The sequence below is a fragment of the Pollutimonas sp. M17 genome (genome assembly GCF_025836975.1).
GTDB lineage: Bacteria > Pseudomonadota > Gammaproteobacteria > Burkholderiales > Burkholderiaceae_B.
Genome location: NZ_CP107548.1, coordinates 3,466,164 through 3,484,988, shown reverse-complemented (window position 1 = coordinate 3,484,988; position 18,825 = coordinate 3,466,164). Strand labels below are relative to the sequence as shown.

Below are 18,825 nucleotides of genomic sequence, written 5' to 3'. Positions count from 1 at the left end.
GCGGCTTACAGCGCATCCGCATACAAGTCATACTCGTCCGAGTCCGTGACGCGCACGCGCACCATGTCGCCCGGCTTGAGCGTCTTGTCGCTGCTGACGAACACGCTGCCGTCGATCTCGGGCGCGTCGGCGCTGGAGCGCCCGATGGCTCCGTCCTCGTCGATCTCATCGATCAGCACATCGATTTCGCGGCCTATCTTCCGGGCAAGTCGGGCGCTGGAGATGGCCTGTTGATGCGCCATGAAGCGATCCCACCGGTCCTGCTTGATCTCGTCGGGAACCGGGTCGGCCAGTTCGTTGGCGCGGGCGCCTTCCACCGGCGAATACTGGAAGCAGCCGACGCGGTCCAGTTGTGCCTCGGTCATCCAGTCCAGCAGGTATTGGAAGTCTTCCTCGGTTTCGCCGGGGAAGCCGACGATGAAGGTCGAACGCAAGGTCAGATCGGGACAGATTTCGCGCCAGCGCTTGATGCGGGCCAGGGTGCGGTCTTCGAAGGCGGGTCGCTTCATGGCCTTCAGGATCCTGGGGCTGGCGTGCTGGAAGGGGATGTCCAGATAAGGCAGTATCTTGCCTTCGGCCATCAGCGGTATCACTTCATCCACGTGCGGATAAGGGTAGACGTAATGCAGGCGCGTCCAGACGCCGAAGCCGGCCAGGGCCTCGCTGAGCTGCGTCATGTGCGTCTTGATGGGGCGGCCGTTCCAGAACCCGCTGCGGAACTTGACGTCGACGCCATAGGCGCTGGTGTCCTGCGAGATCACCAGCAATTCCTTGACGCCCGCCTTGACCAGGCGCTCGGCCTCGCCCATGACGTCGCCGATGGGCCGGCTGACCAGGTCGCCGCGCATGGACGGGATGATACAGAAGCTGCAACGGTGGTTGCAGCCTTCGGATATTTTCAGATAGGCATAGTGCCGGGGCGTCAGCTTGATGCCTTGCGGGGGCACCAGGTCGGTATAGGGATCGTGCTTCAGATTGGGCGGGGCCGCCTCGTGCACCGCCCTGACGACCTGTTCGTATTGCTGCGGACCGGTCACCGCCAGCACGGCGGGATGAACGTCGCGGATCAGGGATTCCTCGACACCCATGCAACCGGTGACGATGACCTTGCCGTTCTCAGCGATGGCCTCGCCGATGGCGTCCAGCGATTCGGCCTTGGCGCTGTCGATGAAGCCACAGGTGTTGACCACCACCACGTCGGCATTGTCGTAGTCCGGCGTAATGGCATAGCCTTCGGTGCGCAGCTGGGTCAGTATGCGCTCGGAGTCAACCAGCGCTTTGGGACAGCCAAGGCTGACGAAGCCGACTTTTGGGGAACTCATGAATTACCTCGTTGAGCCCATGGCTCGATAAAGAAACATAATTTTAACGGCAGGCTTCGGGTTCGAATTGATGATAAAGTCCGGATCAAAGCGAACTCACGCAGGTTTTGCATTCGTGCCCGATATTTCCATCAAGCAAGCCCCTTTGTCCGATACCATTTTGGCCAGTGCACGGAATGTGCGGGCGGTGCTGGCTGGGCGCTCGCTTTCGGACAGCCTGGCCGAAACACCGGCCGCGCTCAGGGCTTCGGCCCAGGCCGTATCCTTTCATGCCATGCGCAAACTGGGATTGGCGCGCGGCATAAAGCGGATACTGGTGCAGCGCACCCCGCCCAATCCCTTGTTCGATGCGGTGCTGCTGGTGTCGCTGGCCCTGCTGGATACGGCCCTGGAACATGCCGGCGATGCGCCGGCCGATTCCACCGCCTTGCGCCACTTGCCTGTGTATGCCGCGCATACGGTGGTGGACCAAGCCGTGACCGCTGTGGATGGCCAGAAAAAAATGCGGGCTTACAAAGCCTTGCTGAACGGCAGCCTGCGCCGCTTCATACGTGAAAGAGGCGCTATTTTAGCGCAGGCGCGGGAAAACAACGAAGCCGTGTTCAACCACCCCGACTGGTGGGTGGCACAGTTGCGCCGGGCCTATCCGGATCAATGGCAGGCCCTGCTCCAGGCGGCCGACTTGCCCGGGCCCATGGTGTTGCGCGTCAACACCCGCCGCGTTTCCGTGGATGCGGTCCAGGGCGCGCTGGACGCGGCCGGCATACCCGCGGTCCGGGCCGGGGGGGCCGCCCTGGTTCTGGCCGCGGCCCGCCCCGTGCAGACCGTGCCGGGGTTCGACGAGGGCTGGTGGTCGGTGCAGGATCTGGCTGCGCAGCAGGCGGGCGCGCTGCTGCCTCTGCAGGACGGCATGCGCGTTCTGGATGCCTGCGCCGCGCCGGGCGGAAAGACGGCGCACATTCTTGAGCGGGCCCGGGTTGACCTGCTGGCGCTCGATTCCGATCCTTCGCGCCTCGCGCGCATCGGCCAGAATCTCGAAAGACTGCGGCTGGCAGGCCCCCACGTGTCCCTGCGCTGCGCCGATGCGGCCGATCCGGCGTCCTGGTGGGACGGCCGGCCGTTCGATGCCGTGCTGGCGGACGTGCCCTGCACGGCTTCGGGCGTGGTTCGCCGCCACCCCGACATTCGCTGGCTGCGCCGCGAGACCGACGTGGGCAAGACGGCGGCGCTGCAGCGGAAGATCGTCGATGCGCTGTGGCAGACGGTCAGGCCGGGAGGCCATTTGCTTTATGCTACCTGCTCGATCTTTCCACAGGAAGGAGAACGGCAGGCGGCGCAGTTTCCGCAGCGACACAAGGATGCGGTAAGGCTTGCGGCGCCAGGGCAATTGCTGCCGATGGCGGACGATCCCCTGTTGTCGCACGATGGGTTTTTCTACGCGCTGTTTGCCAAGACGGCCTGAGTCGTCAAAAATGGCGCCTTGGCCCCGCTTTGCTTAATGTATTGGTGAGCGTTGATGCTTCGAGTCCTGCTGTCCCTGTTCTTGTGTTTCTCCCTGGCCGCGCACGCCCAGATCGCCGCGGTCGAGGGCGAGCGCATCGTCAAGGTGGAACCGCTGGTGCGCGAGGGAAAGCTGTACATCGATGCCGACGTCGAACTTGCCGTCACGGGCGACCTGCGCAATGCGGCCCAGAAGGGGGTCCCCCTTTATTTCACCGCCGATCTGGAGATCGTCTCCAAGCGATGGTGGTGGTTCGACAAGGTGGTCGTGAACGAGCAGCAGACCTGGCGCATCGTCTATAACGCGCTGACGCGGCAATGGCGGGTCGGCACGGGTGAGCTCTCTTTGCCCGAATCTTCGCTGGACGATGCTTTGTCGCTGGTCCGGAACATACGCGGCTGGGCGGTTGCCGATGTCCGCGATCTTGAGCACGATGAACTGTACCAGGGCCGCATTCGCGTGCGGCTGGATACCTCTCTCCTGGCCCGGCCTTTCCAGGTCGACGCTTTCAACAGCAGTGCCTGGTCCCTGGCTACCCCATGGAAAAATTTCACTTTCTCGATCTCCGTCGACGAGCCCCGGCCTTAGTCCGCTGGGGTCTGCGGGCGGCGCTGGTTGTCGCCGCCGGCAGCGCCCTGGCGCTGCTCGCCCTGCTGGTGTGGTCGACGGGCAATGCGTCGCGCTATGCGCAGCAATACGATACGCTGCTGATCCTGAACGGCATTCTTGCCGTCGCCCTGATTTCATGGGTGGTCGTGCTGGCGGCACGCCTCATGCGCCAGATCCGCCGGCGGCAGTTCGGCGCGCGCCTGACGGCCCGCTTCGCCCTGTATTTCGCCCTTATCGGCGTCTTGCCCGGCGCCCTGATCTATGTGCTTTCCGTGCAATTCATGTCGCGGTCCATCGAATCCTGGTTCAACGTGCGGGTGGACAGCGCGCTGGAGGCGGGGCTGAACCTGGGGCGGGCCGCCCTGGATTCGCAACTGGGCGACCTGAATGCGCGCGCCAAGGAGATGGCGGGCAAGCTGGCCAACGCCACCGACGCGGACATGGCGCTGATCATCACCCGCTTGCGCGAAACCAGTGGAGTGACCGAGGCCATGGTTTTCACCGGCAACGCCAGGCTGGTGGCGTTCTCGTCGTCGGCCTACGGAAAATTGCTGCCCGACATGCCGCCCGTCAGTGTGATCAATCAGCTGCGGGTATCGCGCGGCTATTCCGCCGCCGAAGCCGACGAAGCCCAACGCGACCGCGATGCGGACGCGGCGGCCGGCACCGGCTTGCACTTGCGTGTGGTGGTGCCCATCAATACGCTGGACCGTCTTTCATCGGCGCTGGGCGTGTCGCCCGATACGCGCTGGCTGCAAGTGATCGAACCGGTGCCGGAGCAGATCGCGCGCAATGCCAATCAGGTGCAGCAGGGCTTTCGCGACTACCAGGAACTGGCCCTTTCCCGGCTGGGCCTGCGCAAGCTCTACGGCATTACCTTGACGCTGGCGCTGATCCTGGCGGTGTTCGCGGCGGTGGTGGTGGCCCTGGCGGTGTCGCGGCGCCTGGTCCGGCCGCTGCTGACGCTGGCCGCGGGCACGCAGGCGGTGGGCGTGGGCGATTACCGGCCTTTGCCCGAGCCGCCCGAGCGCGACGAGGTCGGCCAGTTGACCCGATCCTTCAACGCGATGACCCGCCAGCTGGACGAGGCCAGGCACATGGTCGAGAACAACCGGCAGCAGCTCGAGCGCTCCAACGTCTATCTGGAATCGGTCCTTAGCAACCTGTCGTCCGGGGTGCTGGTCTTCGACGAGATGTTCCGCGTCACCATGTTCAACCAGGGGGCGCAAAGCATCTTGCGCGTCGACCTGCGCTCGGTCAAGGGCCGTCCGCTGGAAACCGCCGACGGCGCTTTTCCGCTGTCGCAACTGATACGCCAGGCCTTCGCGGCGCATACGGCCGTGGGCTCCGAGCGCCTGTACTGGCAGCAGCAGTTCGAGCTGGAGCTAGAGGCGGCCAGCGACAACGAAAAGAAGAAACACGTCGTAACGCTGCTGGCGCGCGGCACTCATCTCAGCGTCGACGGGCGGGGCAATGGCTACCTGGTCGTGTTCGACGATATCAGCGAAGTCATTTCCGCCAACCGCACCGTGGCCTGGGGCGAGGTGGCGCGCCGGCTGGCGCACGAGATCAAGAATCCGCTGACGCCCATACAGCTTTCGGCCGAGCGCCTGGCCATGAAGCTGGCCGACCGCCTGAGCGAGGCCGATGCCGCCATGCTGCTGCGGTCCACCAACACCATCGTCAATCAGGTTGCTTCGCTGAAGAAGATGGTCGACGATTTTCGGGAGTATGCCCGCACGCCGCCGGCCCAGATGCAGCACATCGACATCAATGCCCTGATCGCCGACGTGCTGGCCCTGTACGGCTGGGACCCCGTCGGCGGCGCGGTGCGCGACGACGGCCGCAGCCTGCGGATCGATGTCGACTTCGATCCGGAACTGCCCGTCATCGAAGGCGATCCGACACAACTCAGGCAAGTCATACACAATCTGCTGGCCAATGCGCGGGACGCCGCCACGCAGGATCAGCCGCTGGCCGAGGCCCGCATTTATGTGCAGACCAAGCTGACCCGTTCGAGCATCGAAGACGGCCAGGAGCATCCGGCCGTCAGGCTGTCCGTGTCCGATAATGGTCCCGGCTTCGCTCCGCAGGTGCTGAACCGCGTGTTCGAGCCCTACGTGACGACCAAGGCAAGCGGAACGGGCCTGGGTCTTGCTATAGTTAAAAAAATCATCGAAGAACATGGCGGCCGGATTGATATTTCAAACCGTCGCGAGGGCGGGGCTCGCATTTCCATCCTCTTGACGCGCCTTGCAGGAAAGCAGTCCGCGCTGGACGAAGCAAGGCAAGGGAACGATAATGCGGAAAAAAGGTAGGTGACGCTATATGGCCAGAATCCTGGTTGTTGACGACGAAATTGGTATCCGTGAGCTTTTGTCGGAAATTCTTTACGATGAAGGGCACACGGTCGAGTTGGCGGAAAACGCAGCCCAGGCGCGCGCTGCGCGCTTGCGGGCGCGGCCCGATCTCGTCCTGCTGGATATCTGGATGCCCGACACCGACGGCGTAAGCCTGCTCAAGGAATGGAGCTCGCAGGGCCTGCTCGATATGCCCGTCGTCATGATGAGCGGCCACGCAACGGTCGACACGGCGGTCGAGGCCACGCGTATCGGCGCCGTCGACTTCCTGGAAAAACCCATCACTCTTCAGAAATTGCTCAAGACCATTGCGGCCGGCCTTGCCCGGCCCGTGGTCACGCCGGCGCTGGTCGCCGCGGCGCGCCTGCCCGAGCGGCGGGCCGATCAGCCGCAGCCGCTGACCACGACGGCGGCGATGCCCGCCGCCGTGGAACCCGTCGGCGAATTGAACCATTCGCTGTTGGGCGGGATCTCGCTGGATCAGCCGCTGCGCGATGCGCGCGACGAATTCGAGCGCATCTACTTCGAATACCATCTGGGGCGCGAGAATCACAGCATGACGCGCGTCTCTGAAAAGACCGGCCTTGAGCGCACGCACTTGTACCGCAAGCTCAAGCAGCTGGGCATCGATTCTTCCCGAAAGAAAAATGCCAATCAGTAAGATCCGGTATTGACCCTGCTGGCGGTTTATCTGGGGCGGCGCTGGCCGCCCCTTGTCTTGATCACGGCGGCCGGCGTCCGCGCCCGGCATTGTCCTCTCGATTCCGAAGGAGCATAGATGGCCCATCTTTTCGAACCCCTCGCCTTGCGGGGCCTTTCCTTGCCCAACCGCATCATGGTGTCGCCCATGTGCCAGTACTCCGCGTCCAACGGAAACGCCACCGCCTGGCATCAAGCCCATCTGGGCAGCCTGGCCCTGGGCGGGGCGGGCATGCTTTGCCTGGAGGCCACCGCGGTCAGCCAGGAAGGGCGGATCACACCCGGCTGCCTGGGTTTATGGAGCGACGAGAACGAGACGGCGCTGGCCGGCGTGCTGCGCATGCTGCGCGCTTCGTCGTCCATCAAGCTGGCCATCCAGCTGGGGCATGCCGGGCGCAAGGCCTCCAGCGCCGCTCCCTGGAACGGGGGCCAGCTTATCGCCATCGAGGACGGGGGATGGCAGCCCCTGGCGCCGTCGGCCCTTCCGCAGAAACCGCAAGAGCCCGCGCCCCACGCCCTGGCCGCCGGCGAGCTCGATCGCATCAAGGCCGACTTCGTCCGGGCGGCCACGCGGGCCGTCCGCCTGGGCTTCGATGCCATCGAGCTGCACGCGGCGCATGGCTATCTGCTGCATCAATTCCTGTCGCCGATCGCCAATCGGCGCGACGACCACTATGGCGGCAGCCTGGAGAACCGCATGCGCTATCCGCTGGAGGTCTTTGATGCCGTCCGCGCCGCCGTGCCGGATGCCATCCCGGTAGGCGTGCGCGTTTCGGCGACGGACTGGATCGATGACGAACCCAGCTGGACCCCGGACCAGACGGTGGAATTCGGCATGTGCTTGAAGGCCAAGGGAGTGGATTGGCTGGACGTGTCCAGCGGGGGCGTGTCGCACCGGCAGCGCATACCGGTGGGGCCGGGCTATCAGGTGCATCTGGCCCAGGCGGTCAAGCGCGAGGTCGGCGTGCCCACCGTGGCGGTGGGCCTGATCACCGAGCCGCGCCAGGCGCAGGCTATCGTTGCCGATGGCCAAGCCGATCTGGTCGCCCTGGGGCGGGCGGTGCTGTACAACCCTCGCTGGGCCTGGCATGCGGCGGCGGAGCTGGATGGAAAGGTCGAAGGGCCGCCGCAGTACTGGCGTTCATTGCCCGCCGGCAAGAGCGCCGTGTTCGGGAACACGACTTTCGGAATGCGCTGAAGGCGCAGCAAGGCGGGGCTCAGGACTCGTCGGTCTTGCGCGGCCGCACCGTGGGCCGCGTGCCGTCGTTGCTGGCCGCGCGCCCTATGGAACCCACCGAGATCCGGGTTTCGCCGAAGGCGCCGCGATGCGCCGCCGCACGCCATGCATGCCCATATGCCACCTCGAGGCTCAGGTGTATGGTGCCGTCGGCATTGCGCTGGGCCTCCAGGGCATCCAGCAGCCGTTGCCGCCATCGGCGGCCCGACAAGCCCGGCTTGCGGTCCTGGCTGGGATTGCCGCCCAGGACATGCATGTCTTCCAGCAGCTTTTCGGGTGTGCGGTAGGTCAGCGTCAGGATTTCCTGGTCCATGACGGGATCGGCGAAGCCGCGCTGAATGAGCAGGTCGCCGAAATCGTGCATATCGACGAACTGCGGCGTGGCGGTCTTCAGGCCGGCATCGAGCACCGCGCTGCGCAGTTCCGCCAGCGACCCGGGCCCCAGGCACGAGAACATGACGAGCGCGCCGGGCTTCAATATGCGGCGCCATTCGCCCAGCACATTGTGCGGCTCGGGATGCCAGTGCAGCGCCATGTTGGACCACACCAGATCCAGGCTTTCGGGCTCCAGCCCCGAGTCGGCCAGGTCCGCCCGCACGAAGCGGACGGGCCGCGTGGGCTTGTTGCGCAGCTTCTGCCAGAACCCCGGCTTGGCGGCATAGCGTTCGCGCGCCGCGTCCAGCAGGGGCTGGCAGGAATCCAGCCCGATGTAATCCAGTTGCGGATAGCGGGCGCGCAAAGGCTCCAGCGCATGCCCGGCGCCGCAGCCCGCGTCGAGCACGTCGACGGGCGCTATCCGGATATAGCTCAATCGCTGCAGCATGCGCTGCGCGACCTCGCCGTACAGGAATTGCGCGGCGTCCAGTGGACTGCGGCGAGCGAACTGCCGCGCGACGTGGGCCGAATCGATGCGCAGTGAAGGTGGCTGTGACATTTAGGGTGCGAATGGCTGGTGTCAGGTAAGGGTTCGTGCTTAGATGGACGCCTTGCCGGCATCCGTAGGTCCCTGCCCGAGCCCCGGGGCTTGAAGAATACCATTATGGCCGATCCCCATCCTTCATGCGAATCGACGCATCCTCGCCTGGCCGCATGGCGACGCCTGGGCGCGCTGTTCAAGGCCTGCGCCCGGCATATCCCCACGGCTTGCGTCCTGTGCCGGGGCCGTTCACGGGGCGGGCTGCTTTGCGCGCATTGCCATCGTTCCACCATTGGCTCCATGGCGGGCGGGCTGGCGCGCTGCGCGGTATGCCGCCTGGCCCTGGATGTGAACGGGGCCTGCCCCGACTGCAACAGGCTGGCGCCGGCCTTCGACCGCGTGCTTGCCGCGTTCGACTACGCGCCTCCCGGCGATCTGCTGATCCATCAATTGAAGACGGGCCGGAGCTTCACCAGCGCCGGCATGCTGGCGGCCATGCTGGCCGACGCCGTCGCCGCGGCTTCGCCTGCCTTGCACAAGGACGCCATCCTGGTTCCTGTCCCCGCCAGCCGCGCCGCCATCGTGCGTCGCGGCTTCAACCCCGCCGCGGAGATCGCGCGTTGCCTGGCGGCGCAATTGCGGTTGCCCTGCCGGCCCGGGCTGCTGCTGCGCGGCCGCGAGGGCGCCCGGCAAACTCATCTTGGCCGAGCCCAGCGGGCGTCCAGCACCCGGCTGCTATACCTCTGCCCGCAAAATGTGGAAGGCGCCCACATCGCCGTGGTCGACGATGTGCTGACCACGGGAAGCACGCTGAACAGCATCGCCCTGGCGTTCAAGGACGCGGGAGCCGCATCGGTCACCGGCCTGGTGCTGGCGCGCACGCCGTGTCGTCCCGGACGGCATTGACGGTAAAATCATTGCGGCCCCGGCGTGTCGCGGGGGCGTTCTTCTTTGCAGCCGTCATGTTTCACATCGTACTGGTATCCCCCGAGATCCCTCCCAACACAGGCAATGTAATACGTCTGGCCGCCAACTCCGGCGCAAGCCTGCACCTGGTGCGGCCGCTGGGATTCGAACTGGACGACAAGAAGCTGAAGCGGGCCGGCCTGGACTACCATGAATGGGCGCGTGTGCAGGTGCACGACGATCTGGCCGCTGCATTCGCCAGCATAGGCGGCGATGCGTCGCGCCGCTTTGCCCTGACGACCAAAGGCGCCAGGCTGATCGGCGGGGTGCCGCTGCTGCCCGGCGATGTATTTGTTTTCGGGCGGGAAACCGCGGGGCTGTCCGATGCGCAGATGGATCTGTTCCCCCTGGATCAACGCCTGCGCCTGCCCATGCTGCCGCAACAGCGCAGCCTGAACCTGTCCAACGCCGTGGCAGTCACTGTCTACGAGGCATGGCGCCAGTCGGACTATGCGGGCAGCGTGTAGGGATCTAATCCAGCGACAGGCCCAGCCGGTCGATGACCTCTTCCCAGCGTTTTTTCTCGTTCACCACCAGGCTGGTCAAGGCTTCGGGCGTGGACGGCGCGGGCGTGAAGTACAGCGCAGCCATCTTCTGCTTTACATCGTCGCGCGCGAGTATCTTGCCTATGGCCGAGTTCAGCCGGGCCACGATATCGCCGGGCGTGCCCGCGGGAACGAAGATGGCGTCCCAGGAAATCGATTCGAAGCCCGGGTAGCCCTGCGATGCCATGGTGGGTATGCCGGGCAGCACGTCGCTGGGCTCCAGGCTGGTAATGGCCAGCGCGCGGGCCTTGCCGGCCTTGACTTGCGTCATCGCAATGCCGGGAACCATGAAGCCGGCCTGGACGTCGCCGGCGATGATGGAGGTGATGATCTGGGGAAAGCCCGTGTAGGGAATCTGCTGCAGGCTGATGCCGGCCTGATGCTCGAGCATGGCCATGCCCAGGTGCGAGGAACTGCCCGGGCCCACCGTGCCGTAGTTCAGCGCGCCGGGCTTGGCCTTGGCGAGGCCGACGAACTCCTGCACATTCTTGGCGGGAAAGTCCTGCGGCACCACCAGCACGTTGGGGCTGGTGCCGACCAGGCTGATGGGGGCCAGGTCCTTGAGCGGGTCGTAACCCAGTGTCTTCTTGTACAGGGACGGGGCCGTGACCATGGGGCCGTTGATGGTCAGCAGTATGGTGTATCCATCGGGCTTGGCCTTGCTGGCGTAGCGTGTGCCAATGTTGCCGCCCGCGCCGGGCTTGTTTTCCACGACGACGGCCTGGCCCAGGTCCTTGGCCAGCGGTTCGGCAATGGCGCGGGCCAATACGTCGGGCGAGGAGCCGGCGGGAAAGGGAACCACCATCTGGATGGGCCGGTCGGGCCAGGCGGCCTGCGCCAGCGGCGCCAGGGCCAGCGCGCAGGCGCTCGCCAGGCCGAGCACGGGCCGGCGCAGCCGGCGGCTTAGGGTGGAGTATCGGGACATGGTGATTCCTTGCAGAAAGAAGTGAAGAATTCAGCGCGGCGCCGACGGCGATTCGGGCTTGGCATCGCGGGTCAGCAGGTCGGACACGGCGGCCTGCGGCGCCATGCCGTCGAACAGTACGCGGCAGACGGCTTCCGTGATGGGCAGATCGACATGGTGTTTTGCGCCCAGCTCCAGGGCGGCGCGGGCGCAGCGCACGCCCTCGGCCGTCATGCCGCCCGCAAGAATCGCGCCCAGCGTCTGGCCCTGCGCGATGGCCAGGCCGACCTGGCGATTGCGCGAAAGCGCGCCGGTCGCCGTCAGCACCAGGTCGCCCAGCCCGGTCAGTCCCGAGAAGGTTTCCGCCACGCCGCCCATGGCCAGTCCCAGCCTTTGCATTTCGGCCAGGCCCCGGGTGATCAGGGCGGCACGTGCATTGGTGCCCAGGCCCAGGCCGTCTGATATGCCGCAGGCGATGGCCATGACGTTCTTGAGCGCGCCGCCCACCTCGACGCCGATCACGTCGCGGCTGCTGTAGATGCGGGCGTTGGCGCCATGCAGAGCCGATACCGTCGCCTGGGCGGTGCCGGCCTGGGTGGTGGCGATCGTAAGCGCCACGGGCAGCCCCTGGGCGACCTCGTGGGCAAACGACGGCCCCGACAGCACACCCAGGCCCACGCCGGGCAGGGATGCAAATGCCGCCTGGGCTATTTCATGAGGCAGCTGCCCGCTGTCGGGTAGAAAACCCTTGCAGGTCCAGACGATGCTCAACCCGTCGCAGGGCTTGCCGGCCAGCAGGTCGGCAAGCGCGGCGCACAAAGCCGCCAGGCCGGCTACGGGTACGCCCATGATGATGAGCCCCGCTGCGCCCTGGGCCGGGCAGACATGCTCCAGCGCGTCCTGCAGGCTGTCGGTGACTTGCAGGGCCGCCGGCAGCGGGATGCCAGGAAGATAGGGCGTATTGACGCGATCCCGTTCGATCGCGCGCGCCAGCTCGGGCTTGCGCGCCCAAAGCAGGGTGTCGGACTGCGCGCTGGCCAGTGCGGCCAGCGCGGTTCCCCAGCTTCCCGCGCCCAGTACCGCGACAGGGGCGCGCGCAGGCAGGGCGGCCATGAACGGTTATTGGCGCGTGGCGCCGGGAGGCAGGATCAGGCCGGAGTCTTCCTTGCCCTGTTCCTCGGCCATCTGGGCCAGCCGCTGCTCGTACAGGCCCTGGAAATTGACCTCGGCCAGGTGCAGCGCGGGCAGCGACGTGCGGTTGATGGCGTCGGCGACGTTGGCGCGCAGGTAGGGATACAGCATGGTGGGGCAGACGATGCCGATGAGCGGATCGAGCTGTTCATCCGGAATGTTGGCCGCCTCGAAAATGCCCGCCTGGGTGGCTTCGACCAGATAAAGCACTTTGTCCTGGATGCGGGTGGTGACTGTGGCGGTCACGGTCGCCTCATAGACGGTTTCAGCCAGGCGCTGGCCGCCGACGTTGATGGAAACCTCGACGGTGGGACCTTCCTGTTCAAGGAAGATCTGGGGGGCATTGGGCATTTCCAGCGACAGGTCCTTGATATAGGTGCGCTGCAGGCTGAAACTGGGATCCTGGCTGCCCTGGCTTTCCTGGTTGTTCTGATTCTGTTCGGACATTTGGTTTCCTAATAAATGGTGGTAAGGGTAAAGGGCGGCTCAAGCTTGCGCGCCAAGCAGCGGCATCAGGCCATCGGCGCGGTCCAGCGCCGCCAGGTCGTCGTAGCCGCCCACATGGGTGTCGCCAATATAGATTTGAGGAACGGTGCGCCGGCCCGTGCGTTCCATCATGACGGCGCGCTGGGCGGGGTCCAGGTCTATGCGTATTTTCTCGATATGAGCGACGCCGCGCTGCTTGAGCAGCATTTCGGCGCGGACGCAATAGGGGCAGACGGCGGTGCAGTACATCGTTACGGTTGCCATGGTTTTCCTTTGCCGGTAAGGTCGTGGGAGTCAGTTCTTTTTGGACAGCGGCAATCCGCCCTGGAGCCAGCCGCGCAGCCCGCCTTCCAGGCTGACCGCCTGCTCATAGCCCTTTTTGCGCAGCGAACCGGCAATACGGGCTGAATCGCGGCCCTGGTCGCAGACGACGATGATGGGCTTGTCTTTGGGCAGCGTGCCCAGCTTGGCTTGCAGATCGGCTTCCGGCAGATTGCGTGCCTGGGGTATGCTGCCGGCCTTGAACGAATCGTGGCTGCGGATATCCAGGAAAATCCCCTGGTTCTGATTGGCCAGTTGTACCGCTTGCTGTACGCCCACCGTCTTGGCGCCGCCTTTCAGCAGGTTGGGCAGCGCCAGCATGACGCCCGAGGCAATGGCGACGAATATGAATATAAGGTTGTTCTGGTCAAGAAAAAAGTCCACGATGTATCCCGAAAACACCCTGGGAAGCAGGGCACATGCAGGGGATTATAAAATGGTCCGCGATTTTCAACTTTTAGGCGATAGTTATCATGCATAAACTTGTTTTGATGCGCCACGGCGAGAGCCAGTGGAACCTGGAGAACCGCTTCACCGGGTGGACCGACGTGGATCTGACCGACACCGGCCGCGAACAGGCCCGGAAGGCCGGAGAGCTGTTGAAACAACAGGGGTACGAGTTCGACCTGGCCTATTCGTCCCTGCTCACGCGGGCCATACGCACCTTGTGGATCGCGCTGGACGCCATGGATGCCATGTACACGCCGACAGGCCTAAGCTGGCGGCTGAACGAGCGCCACTACGGGGCGCTGCAAGGCCTGAACAAGGCCGAGACCGCCAAAAAGTACGGCGAGGAACAGGTGCTCATCTGGCGCCGCGCCTACGCGATCGCGCCCAATCCGCTCGACGCGGACGATCCCCGCCATCCGCGCTTCGACCGCCGCTATGCCAAGATCGCCGCCGACAAGCTGCCCGCCACCGAATGCCTGAAAGACACGGTGGCCCGCGTGCTGCCTTTCTGGAACGAGTCCATCGCGCCGGCCATGCGCGCGGGGCGGCGCGTGCTGATTGCGGCCCACGGCAACAGTCTGCGCGCCCTCATCAAGCACCTGGACGGTATTTCGGACGACGACATCGTCCACCTGAACATTCCCACCGGGCAGCCGCTGGTCTACGAGCTGGACGACGATCTGCGTCCGCTGCGTCATTACTATCTTGGCGATCCGGCCGAGATCGAGGCGGCCATGGCCGCCGTCGCGAATCAGGGCAAGGCAAGGAAATAGGCATGCATCGCGGGCCCGTTATCCTGGTGCTGGCCCTATGGGCCGGCCTGGCCTGCGGGGCCGAGCCCACGCTGGCGCAGAAACAGGCCCGGGCCCAGCAGGAGCGGGCCGAGCTGCGCGCACAGATAGAAAGCCTGCAGAAAGAGATCGACAGCCGCGAGTCGTCGCGGCGCGATGCCGCGCACGACCTGAAGGCATCCGAGTCGGCCATTTCGTCGGCCAGCCGCCGTCTGGCCGAACTGGCCTCGGAACAGAAGCAGGCGGAACAGGAGCTCGAGCGCATCGATGCGCAAACCGCGAAGCAGAAACAGGTGCTGGCCCGGCGTCAGGCCGAACTGGGCGATCAATTGCGCGCCCAGTATGCCGGCGGGCTGTCGCCCTGGACGGCCCTGCTTTCGGGCGACAGCCCCCAGATCGTCGGGCGGGACCTGCGCTACTTAGGCTATATCACCCAGGAACAGGCCGGAGCGGTCAAGGCGGTGCGCGGCGCCATCGATAAGCTGGCCGCCCTGCAGGCCCGAACGGAAGCCGGCAGGAAGGAGCTGGCGCAATTGGCCCGGGAAGCGGCCGAACAGAAGGCGGAGCTGGAAAAGCAGAAAGAGCAGCGCCGCGAAGTCCTGGATCGCGTCGAGGCCGAGCTTAAGGAGCAGCGCGGCCAGGCCGAGCGCCTGGCACGCAACGACCAGCGCCTGGGCGGGCTGATTTCAGGGCTGGAAAAAGCCATTGCCCGGCAGGCCGAAGAGGCCAGGATCGCCGAGGAGAAGCGCCGCGCCGAGGCCGCGCGCAAGGCGGAGCAGGCCCGCTTGGCGCTGGAGCGCGAACGCGCCCAGGCCCGCAAGGCCGAGCAGGCGGCTCGCCAGGCGCAAGAGCAGGCGCAGCGGCAGCGCGACCAGCTGGAAGCGGAGAAAGCGCGCATCCAGGTGGAGCAGGCGCGGGCGCGGGCCCGCGCGGCCGAAGAGGCCGCCGCGCGTCCGCCGGCGCCGCCTGAAGCCGGCCGGGAGGCCGAGGTGCGGGGCACGGTGGAAGGAAAGACCGGCGCGCCGCGCCTTGCGCCCGCGGGCGGCTTCAAGGGTCTGGCCAAGGGCGCGCCCTGGCCCGTGCAGGGCCAGGTGCAGGGCAAGTTCGGCGCCGAGCGGCCCGAAGGCGGCCTGTGGCGGGGCATTGTGCTGCGTTCGCCCGAAGGGGCGGCGGTGCGGGCCATTGGTCCCGGCCGTGTCGTGTACGCCAATTGGCTGAGCGGCTTCGGCAATATCATGATCATAGATCATGGCGCCAAGTACCTGAGCGTGTATGCTTACAACCAGAGCCTGCAAAAGCGCGTCGGCGACATCGTCGATGCCGGCGATACGATCGCCACGGTGGGCGCAACGGGCGGGCAGGTCGAACCGGGTCTATACTTTGAAATCAGACATCAGGGTACCCCCGTGAATCCTCTGCTTTGGTTAAGGCGGTAATTTCGTTACTATTTACCTGACGCCGGTGGGCGCGTCTTTTTTTGAAATTACTTCGGGAACGTGCATGAGCACTCGCAGGTTTGGCAGTTTTGGTTTGGTGGTCGCGGGAGCGCTCGGCGGTGTATTGATCAGCCTGGGCATAACGGCGGCCGCCCAGCGGGGCGATCCCCTGCCTCTTAAAGAGCTGCAGCAGTTCGCCAATGTATTTGCCGCCATCAAAAGCAGCTACGTAGAGCCCGTTACCGATAACAAGCTTATCGGCGATGCCATCAAGGGCATGTTCAGCGACCTGGATCCGCACTCCACCTACCTCGACGCCGAGGCGTTCAAGGAAATGGAAGCCATCACCCAGGGCGGCTTCGGAGGCCTGGGCATCGAGATCGGCAGCGAAGACGGCATGCCCAAGGTCATCTCGCCCATCGAGGACACGCCGGCGGCGCGGGCCGGCATCCTGGCGGGCGACATCATTACGCATATCGACGGCAAGCCCACCAAGGGCATGACATTAAGCGAAGCCATCAAGCTGATGCGCGGCGAGCCCAAGACGCCCATCGTGCTGACCATAAAACGGCAAGACAAGGAAAAGCCCCTGGTCATCCATATCGTGCGCGACCTGATCAAGGTGCGCAGCGTGCGCAGCAAAATGCTGGACAACAACATCGCCTATGTGCGCATTGCCCAGTTCCAGGAACGCACGGTCGAAGACCTGGCCAAGCAATTGACCGCGCTCAGCGCCAAGTCGGCGCCCAAGGCGCTGGTGCTCGACCTGCGCAACGACCCGGGCGGCCTCCTGGACAGCGCCATCGGCGTGTCGTCCGCATTCCTCAAGCCCGACGTGCTGGTCGTATCGACCAAGGGGCGCATTCCTTCGTCCAACCGCGAGTACTACGCCAAGCCGGTCGAGTACATGCGCAATTACCTGGACGGCGGCGGCACGCCGGCCGGTCCCAGCGTGTCCGACTGGGCCAAGTCGGTGCCCATGGTGGTGCTGGTCAATGTGGGCTCGGCATCGGCATCCGAGATCGTGGCCGGCGCGCTGCAGGATCACAAGCGCGCCAAGATCATCGGCAATCGCACCTTCGGCAAGGGCTCGGTGCAAAGCGTCCTGCCGCTTAGCGAAGACACCGGCATCAAGCTGACGACGGCGCGCTACTTCACGCCGGCGGGCCGGTCCATCCAGGTAACCGGCGTCGACCCCGACATCACCGTCGACGATACCGCCCAGGGCAACCTCTTCCGCCTCCCGCGCGAAGTCGACCTGCAAAGGCATTTGCTCAACGGCAATGTGGCCGAAGAGGAAACCAGCAAGCCCGAAGCCGACGACGACAAGACCGAGCCCAAGATGTTCGAGTTCGGCGGCGCCGACGACTACCAGCTGCAGCAGGCCATCAATTTCCTCGAGGGGCGCAGCGTCAAGAAGAACGATCCCGGCCTGGCCGTGGCCAAGGCTGACAAGCCCGCGGCGCAAGCCAAGCCAGGCAAGCCGGCCGAGGCGGACAAGGGCAAATCCGGAGCCGGCAAATCGCCCGCAACGGAAAAAAAAACTCCAGTGATTCCCGCTGAGCCCAAAACGGAGCGGTATCGGATCACGCCCAGCGGGGTGGTGCCGCTCTCGCAATGAATGATCAGCAGCTGCTCCGGTATGCCCGGCATATTCTGCTGGACGAATTCGGCATAGAAGGGCAGGAGCGCTTGCTGGCCGCCCGGGTGCTGATCGTGGGCGCCGGCGGCCTGGGTTCGCCCGCCGCCTATTACCTGGCATCGGCGGGTGTGGGCCATCTCGTGCTGGCCGACGACGACGAGGTCGAGCTGAGCAATCTGCAGCGTCAAATACTCCATACGAACGATCGCATTGGCCAGGCGAAGGCCGAATCAGGCAAGCAGGCGCTGCTGCAATTGAATCCCGATATCCGCGTCGATGCCCTGGTTGCCCGGCTGACCGGCCAGGCGCTGGACCAGCAGGTCCGCCAGGCCGATCTGGTGCTGGACTGCTGCGACAATTTCCAGACCCGGCATGCCGTCAACCGCGCGTGCGTGCTGCATGGCAAGCCCCTGGTGTCGGGCGCCGCGATCCGGTTTGCCGGACAGGTCAGCGTCTTCGACCTGCGCCGGGGCGATGCGCCGTGCTACCACTGCCTGTTTCCCGAGGCCGACGATGTCGAGGAATTGCGCTGCGCGACCACGGGGGTGCTGGGCCCTTTGGTCGGCATGGTGGGCAGCATGCAGGCCGCCGAGGCGATCAAGCTGCTGGCGGGCATGGGCGAATCCATGGTGGGACGCATGCTTTGCCTGGATGCGCTATCCATGCAATGGCAAACCATACGATTCAAGCGCGACCCGGCTTGCCTGGTCTGCGCAGGCCGTGGCTTCCCGCAAGAAGACGGCCTATCGACCTGACCTTCACGTCCACGTACAGACTGCGCCCGCTGTGCCGGGATGAAAATGGCGTGTCCGGATGGAATACATGGACGGTGCGCATGCCTGCCTGACGCGCGCCCTTCAGATTGCGCAGCGTGTCTTCGACCAGGACGATGCGGCCGGGCGACACGCCCAGGCGGGCAACGATCTGCCGCATCAGCGCAACCGAAGGCTTGGGCCGCAAGGTGCCTTGCAGCCTCATGTGATCGATGGCCCAGACGCATTCGAAATGGTGCAGTATGCCCAGGGTCTTGAGAACTTCGCGGGCATAGTTCAGCGGCGCGTTGGTCAGCAGGATCTTGCGCCCCTTGAGCAGCTTCAGCTTGTGCGCCAGGCCCGTTTCGCAGTGGACCAGGGGCGCCACCTGGAAGTCGTGGCTAAGCTTGAGGAAGGCGTTGGCGTCGACGCCGTGATGGCGCACCATGCCGATCACGGTCGCGCCGTAGCGCTTCCAGTATTGGGTGCGCAGTGCGTCGGCCGTGGCGGCATCCAGCGCCAGCGTCGTGGCGACCGCGCTGGCCATGGCGCCGTCTATGGCCTGGAAGATGCCTTTGGAACAGTCATGCAGCGTGTTGTCCAGGTCGAACAGCCATACCTGCTCGGCACCATGGGGCCGGCCGAAGGGATGGCGCGCGCGGTGCTGGGCAACGGCGCTACGCAAGGGTCGCATGAC

Annotated in this window: 19 protein-coding genes; 11 read left to right on the top strand and 8 right to left on the bottom strand. The window is 65.3% G+C overall.

All coding sequences use genetic code 11. The features are described from left to right. Positions 1–5: 5 nt before the first annotated feature. Positions 6–1,322 carry a 30S ribosomal protein S12 methylthiotransferase RimO gene (rimO, locus tag OEG81_RS16385; protein WP_264130345.1) on the bottom strand — a complete coding sequence of 439 codons (1,317 nt, stop codon included), beginning with the start codon at positions 1,320–1,322 and terminating at the stop codon, positions 6–8. A 70-nt stretch (positions 1,323–1,392) separates the two neighbouring features. Between rimO and rsmB the strand changes: the two genes are divergently transcribed. The 5 genes from rsmB (at position 1,393) to OEG81_RS16360 (ending at position 7,689) form a co-directional block, all read left to right on the top strand. Further along, on the top strand, positions 1,393–2,784 hold the full coding sequence (gene rsmB, locus OEG81_RS16380; RefSeq protein WP_412034081.1) for a 16S rRNA (cytosine(967)-C(5))-methyltransferase RsmB: 1,392 nt from the start codon (positions 1,393–1,395) through the stop codon (positions 2,782–2,784). 54 nt (positions 2,785–2,838) lie between these two features. Beyond that, the gene (locus OEG81_RS16375; protein WP_264130343.1) at positions 2,839–3,411 is read left to right on the top strand and encodes a DUF4390 domain-containing protein; all 573 of its coding nucleotides are present in this window, start codon (positions 2,839–2,841) and stop codon (positions 3,409–3,411) included. Further along, positions 3,363–5,750 (top strand): sensor histidine kinase, encoded by a 2,388-nt coding sequence (locus tag OEG81_RS16370; protein ID WP_264130342.1) that lies wholly within the window; start codon positions 3,363–3,365, stop codon positions 5,748–5,750. The genes OEG81_RS16375 and OEG81_RS16370 overlap by 49 nt, the downstream gene beginning before the upstream one ends. 10 nt (positions 5,751–5,760) lie before the next feature. Beyond that, positions 5,761–6,453: a response regulator gene (locus OEG81_RS16365; RefSeq protein ID WP_264130341.1), complete on the top strand. Its 693-nt coding sequence runs from the start codon at positions 5,761–5,763 to the stop codon at positions 6,451–6,453. Positions 6,454–6,570: 117 nt separating this feature from the next. Continuing rightward, positions 6,571–7,689, top strand: coding sequence for an NADH:flavin oxidoreductase/NADH oxidase (locus OEG81_RS16360; protein WP_264130340.1), 1,119 nt, complete (start codon positions 6,571–6,573; stop codon positions 7,687–7,689). A gap of 19 nt (positions 7,690–7,708) precedes the next feature. On the opposite strand, the gene OEG81_RS16355 is transcribed toward OEG81_RS16360, so the two are convergent. Beyond that, positions 7,709–8,662: a methyltransferase domain-containing protein gene (locus tag OEG81_RS16355; protein ID WP_264130339.1), complete on the bottom strand. Its 954-nt coding sequence runs from the start codon at positions 8,660–8,662 to the stop codon at positions 7,709–7,711. A 90-nt stretch (positions 8,663–8,752) separates the two neighbouring features. Here OEG81_RS16355 and OEG81_RS16350 point away from each other — a divergent pair, with 90 nt between their 5' ends. Both OEG81_RS16350 and OEG81_RS16345 read left to right on the top strand, forming a co-directional pair. Next, positions 8,753–9,550, top strand: coding sequence for a ComF family protein (locus OEG81_RS16350; protein WP_264130338.1), 798 nt, complete (start codon positions 8,753–8,755; stop codon positions 9,548–9,550). Between the two features lie 56 nt (positions 9,551–9,606). Beyond that, positions 9,607–10,077 carry a tRNA (cytidine(34)-2'-O)-methyltransferase gene (locus tag OEG81_RS16345; RefSeq protein WP_264130337.1) on the top strand — a complete coding sequence of 157 codons (471 nt, stop codon included), beginning with the start codon at positions 9,607–9,609 and terminating at the stop codon, positions 10,075–10,077. Between the two features lie 4 nt (positions 10,078–10,081). Here OEG81_RS16345 and OEG81_RS16340 read toward each other — a convergent pair whose 3' ends face one another. The 5 genes from OEG81_RS16340 to OEG81_RS16320 are packed head-to-tail and all read right to left on the bottom strand — an operon-like array spanning position 10,082 to position 13,441. Further along, positions 10,082–11,080, bottom strand: a complete 999-nt coding sequence (locus tag OEG81_RS16340; protein ID WP_264130336.1) for a Bug family tripartite tricarboxylate transporter substrate binding protein — start codon at positions 11,078–11,080, stop codon at positions 10,082–10,084. A gap of 30 nt (positions 11,081–11,110) precedes the next feature. After that, positions 11,111–12,172 (bottom strand): NAD(P)H-dependent glycerol-3-phosphate dehydrogenase, encoded by a 1,062-nt coding sequence (locus OEG81_RS16335; RefSeq protein WP_264130335.1) that lies wholly within the window; start codon positions 12,170–12,172, stop codon positions 11,111–11,113. 6 nt (positions 12,173–12,178) lie between these two features. Next, positions 12,179–12,697 (bottom strand): protein-export chaperone SecB, encoded by a 519-nt coding sequence (secB, locus tag OEG81_RS16330; protein ID WP_264130334.1) that lies wholly within the window; start codon positions 12,695–12,697, stop codon positions 12,179–12,181. A gap of 39 nt (positions 12,698–12,736) precedes the next feature. Beyond that, positions 12,737–13,000, bottom strand: a complete 264-nt coding sequence (grxC, locus tag OEG81_RS16325) for a glutaredoxin 3 (protein WP_264130333.1) — start codon at positions 12,998–13,000, stop codon at positions 12,737–12,739. Positions 13,001–13,030: 30 nt separating this feature from the next. Next, positions 13,031–13,441, bottom strand: a complete 411-nt coding sequence (locus OEG81_RS16320; protein ID WP_264130332.1) for a rhodanese-like domain-containing protein — start codon at positions 13,439–13,441, stop codon at positions 13,031–13,033. 89 nt (positions 13,442–13,530) lie between these two features. Here OEG81_RS16320 and gpmA point away from each other — a divergent pair, with 89 nt between their 5' ends. The 4 genes from gpmA to OEG81_RS16300 all read left to right on the top strand — a co-directional run bounded on the left by gpmA (position 13,531) and on the right by OEG81_RS16300 (position 18,131). Continuing rightward, on the top strand, positions 13,531–14,280 hold the full coding sequence (gene gpmA / locus OEG81_RS16315) for a 2,3-diphosphoglycerate-dependent phosphoglycerate mutase (RefSeq protein ID WP_264130331.1): 750 nt from the start codon (positions 13,531–13,533) through the stop codon (positions 14,278–14,280). Positions 14,281–14,282: 2 nt separating this feature from the next. After that, positions 14,283–15,734, top strand: a complete 1,452-nt coding sequence (locus tag OEG81_RS16310; RefSeq protein ID WP_264130330.1) for a murein hydrolase activator EnvC family protein — start codon at positions 14,283–14,285, stop codon at positions 15,732–15,734. A 64-nt stretch (positions 15,735–15,798) separates the two neighbouring features. After that, entirely contained in the window at positions 15,799–17,355 is a 1,557-nt protein-coding gene (locus OEG81_RS16305; RefSeq protein ID WP_264130329.1) for a S41 family peptidase, read from the top strand. After that, positions 17,352–18,131 carry a HesA/MoeB/ThiF family protein gene (locus tag OEG81_RS16300; protein ID WP_264130328.1) on the top strand — a complete coding sequence of 260 codons (780 nt, stop codon included), beginning with the start codon at positions 17,352–17,354 and terminating at the stop codon, positions 18,129–18,131. Before OEG81_RS16305 ends, OEG81_RS16300 begins: the two co-directional genes overlap by 4 nt. Here the strand turns inward: OEG81_RS16300 and OEG81_RS16295 are convergent. After that, positions 18,061–18,822, bottom strand: coding sequence for a pyrimidine 5'-nucleotidase (locus OEG81_RS16295; protein ID WP_264130327.1), 762 nt, complete (start codon positions 18,820–18,822; stop codon positions 18,061–18,063). The genes OEG81_RS16300 and OEG81_RS16295 overlap by 71 nt on opposite strands. Between the last annotated feature and the right edge of the window lie 3 nt (positions 18,823–18,825).

What these genes read in the sequence shown, in the direction of transcription:
- OEG81_RS16300 (WP_264130328.1), top strand. Translation starts at nt 17,352, where the DNA reads ATGAATGATCAGCAGCTGCTCCGGTATGCCCGGCATATTCTGCTGGAC.
- gpmA (WP_264130331.1), top strand. Translation starts at nt 13,531, where the DNA reads ATGCATAAACTTGTTTTGATGCGCCACGGCGAGAGCCAGTGGAACCTG.
- rsmB (WP_412034081.1), top strand. Translation starts at nt 1,393, where the DNA reads ATGATAAAGTCCGGATCAAAGCGAACTCACGCAGGTTTTGCATTCGTG.
- OEG81_RS16370 (WP_264130342.1), top strand. Translation starts at nt 3,363, where the DNA reads ATGGAAAAATTTCACTTTCTCGATCTCCGTCGACGAGCCCCGGCCTTA.
- OEG81_RS16295 (WP_264130327.1), bottom strand. Translation starts at nt 18,822, where the DNA reads ATGCGACCCTTGCGTAGCGCCGTTGCCCAGCACCGCGCGCGCCATCCC.
- OEG81_RS16310 (WP_264130330.1), top strand. Translation starts at nt 14,283, where the DNA reads ATGCATCGCGGGCCCGTTATCCTGGTGCTGGCCCTATGGGCCGGCCTG.
- OEG81_RS16365 (WP_264130341.1), top strand. Translation starts at nt 5,761, where the DNA reads ATGGCCAGAATCCTGGTTGTTGACGACGAAATTGGTATCCGTGAGCTT.
- grxC (WP_264130333.1), bottom strand. Translation starts at nt 13,000, where the DNA reads ATGGCAACCGTAACGATGTACTGCACCGCCGTCTGCCCCTATTGCGTC.
- OEG81_RS16305 (WP_264130329.1), top strand. Translation starts at nt 15,799, where the DNA reads ATGAGCACTCGCAGGTTTGGCAGTTTTGGTTTGGTGGTCGCGGGAGCG.
- OEG81_RS16345 (WP_264130337.1), top strand. Translation starts at nt 9,607, where the DNA reads ATGTTTCACATCGTACTGGTATCCCCCGAGATCCCTCCCAACACAGGC.
- OEG81_RS16340 (WP_264130336.1), bottom strand. Translation starts at nt 11,080, where the DNA reads ATGTCCCGATACTCCACCCTAAGCCGCCGGCTGCGCCGGCCCGTGCTC.
- OEG81_RS16360 (WP_264130340.1), top strand. Translation starts at nt 6,571, where the DNA reads ATGGCCCATCTTTTCGAACCCCTCGCCTTGCGGGGCCTTTCCTTGCCC.
- rimO (WP_264130345.1), bottom strand. Translation starts at nt 1,322, where the DNA reads ATGAGTTCCCCAAAAGTCGGCTTCGTCAGCCTTGGCTGTCCCAAAGCG.
- secB (WP_264130334.1), bottom strand. Translation starts at nt 12,697, where the DNA reads ATGTCCGAACAGAATCAGAACAACCAGGAAAGCCAGGGCAGCCAGGAT.
- OEG81_RS16375 (WP_264130343.1), top strand. Translation starts at nt 2,839, where the DNA reads ATGCTTCGAGTCCTGCTGTCCCTGTTCTTGTGTTTCTCCCTGGCCGCG.
- OEG81_RS16355 (WP_264130339.1), bottom strand. Translation starts at nt 8,662, where the DNA reads ATGTCACAGCCACCTTCACTGCGCATCGATTCGGCCCACGTCGCGCGG.
- OEG81_RS16335 (WP_264130335.1), bottom strand. Translation starts at nt 12,172, where the DNA reads ATGGCCGCCCTGCCTGCGCGCGCCCCTGTCGCGGTACTGGGCGCGGGA.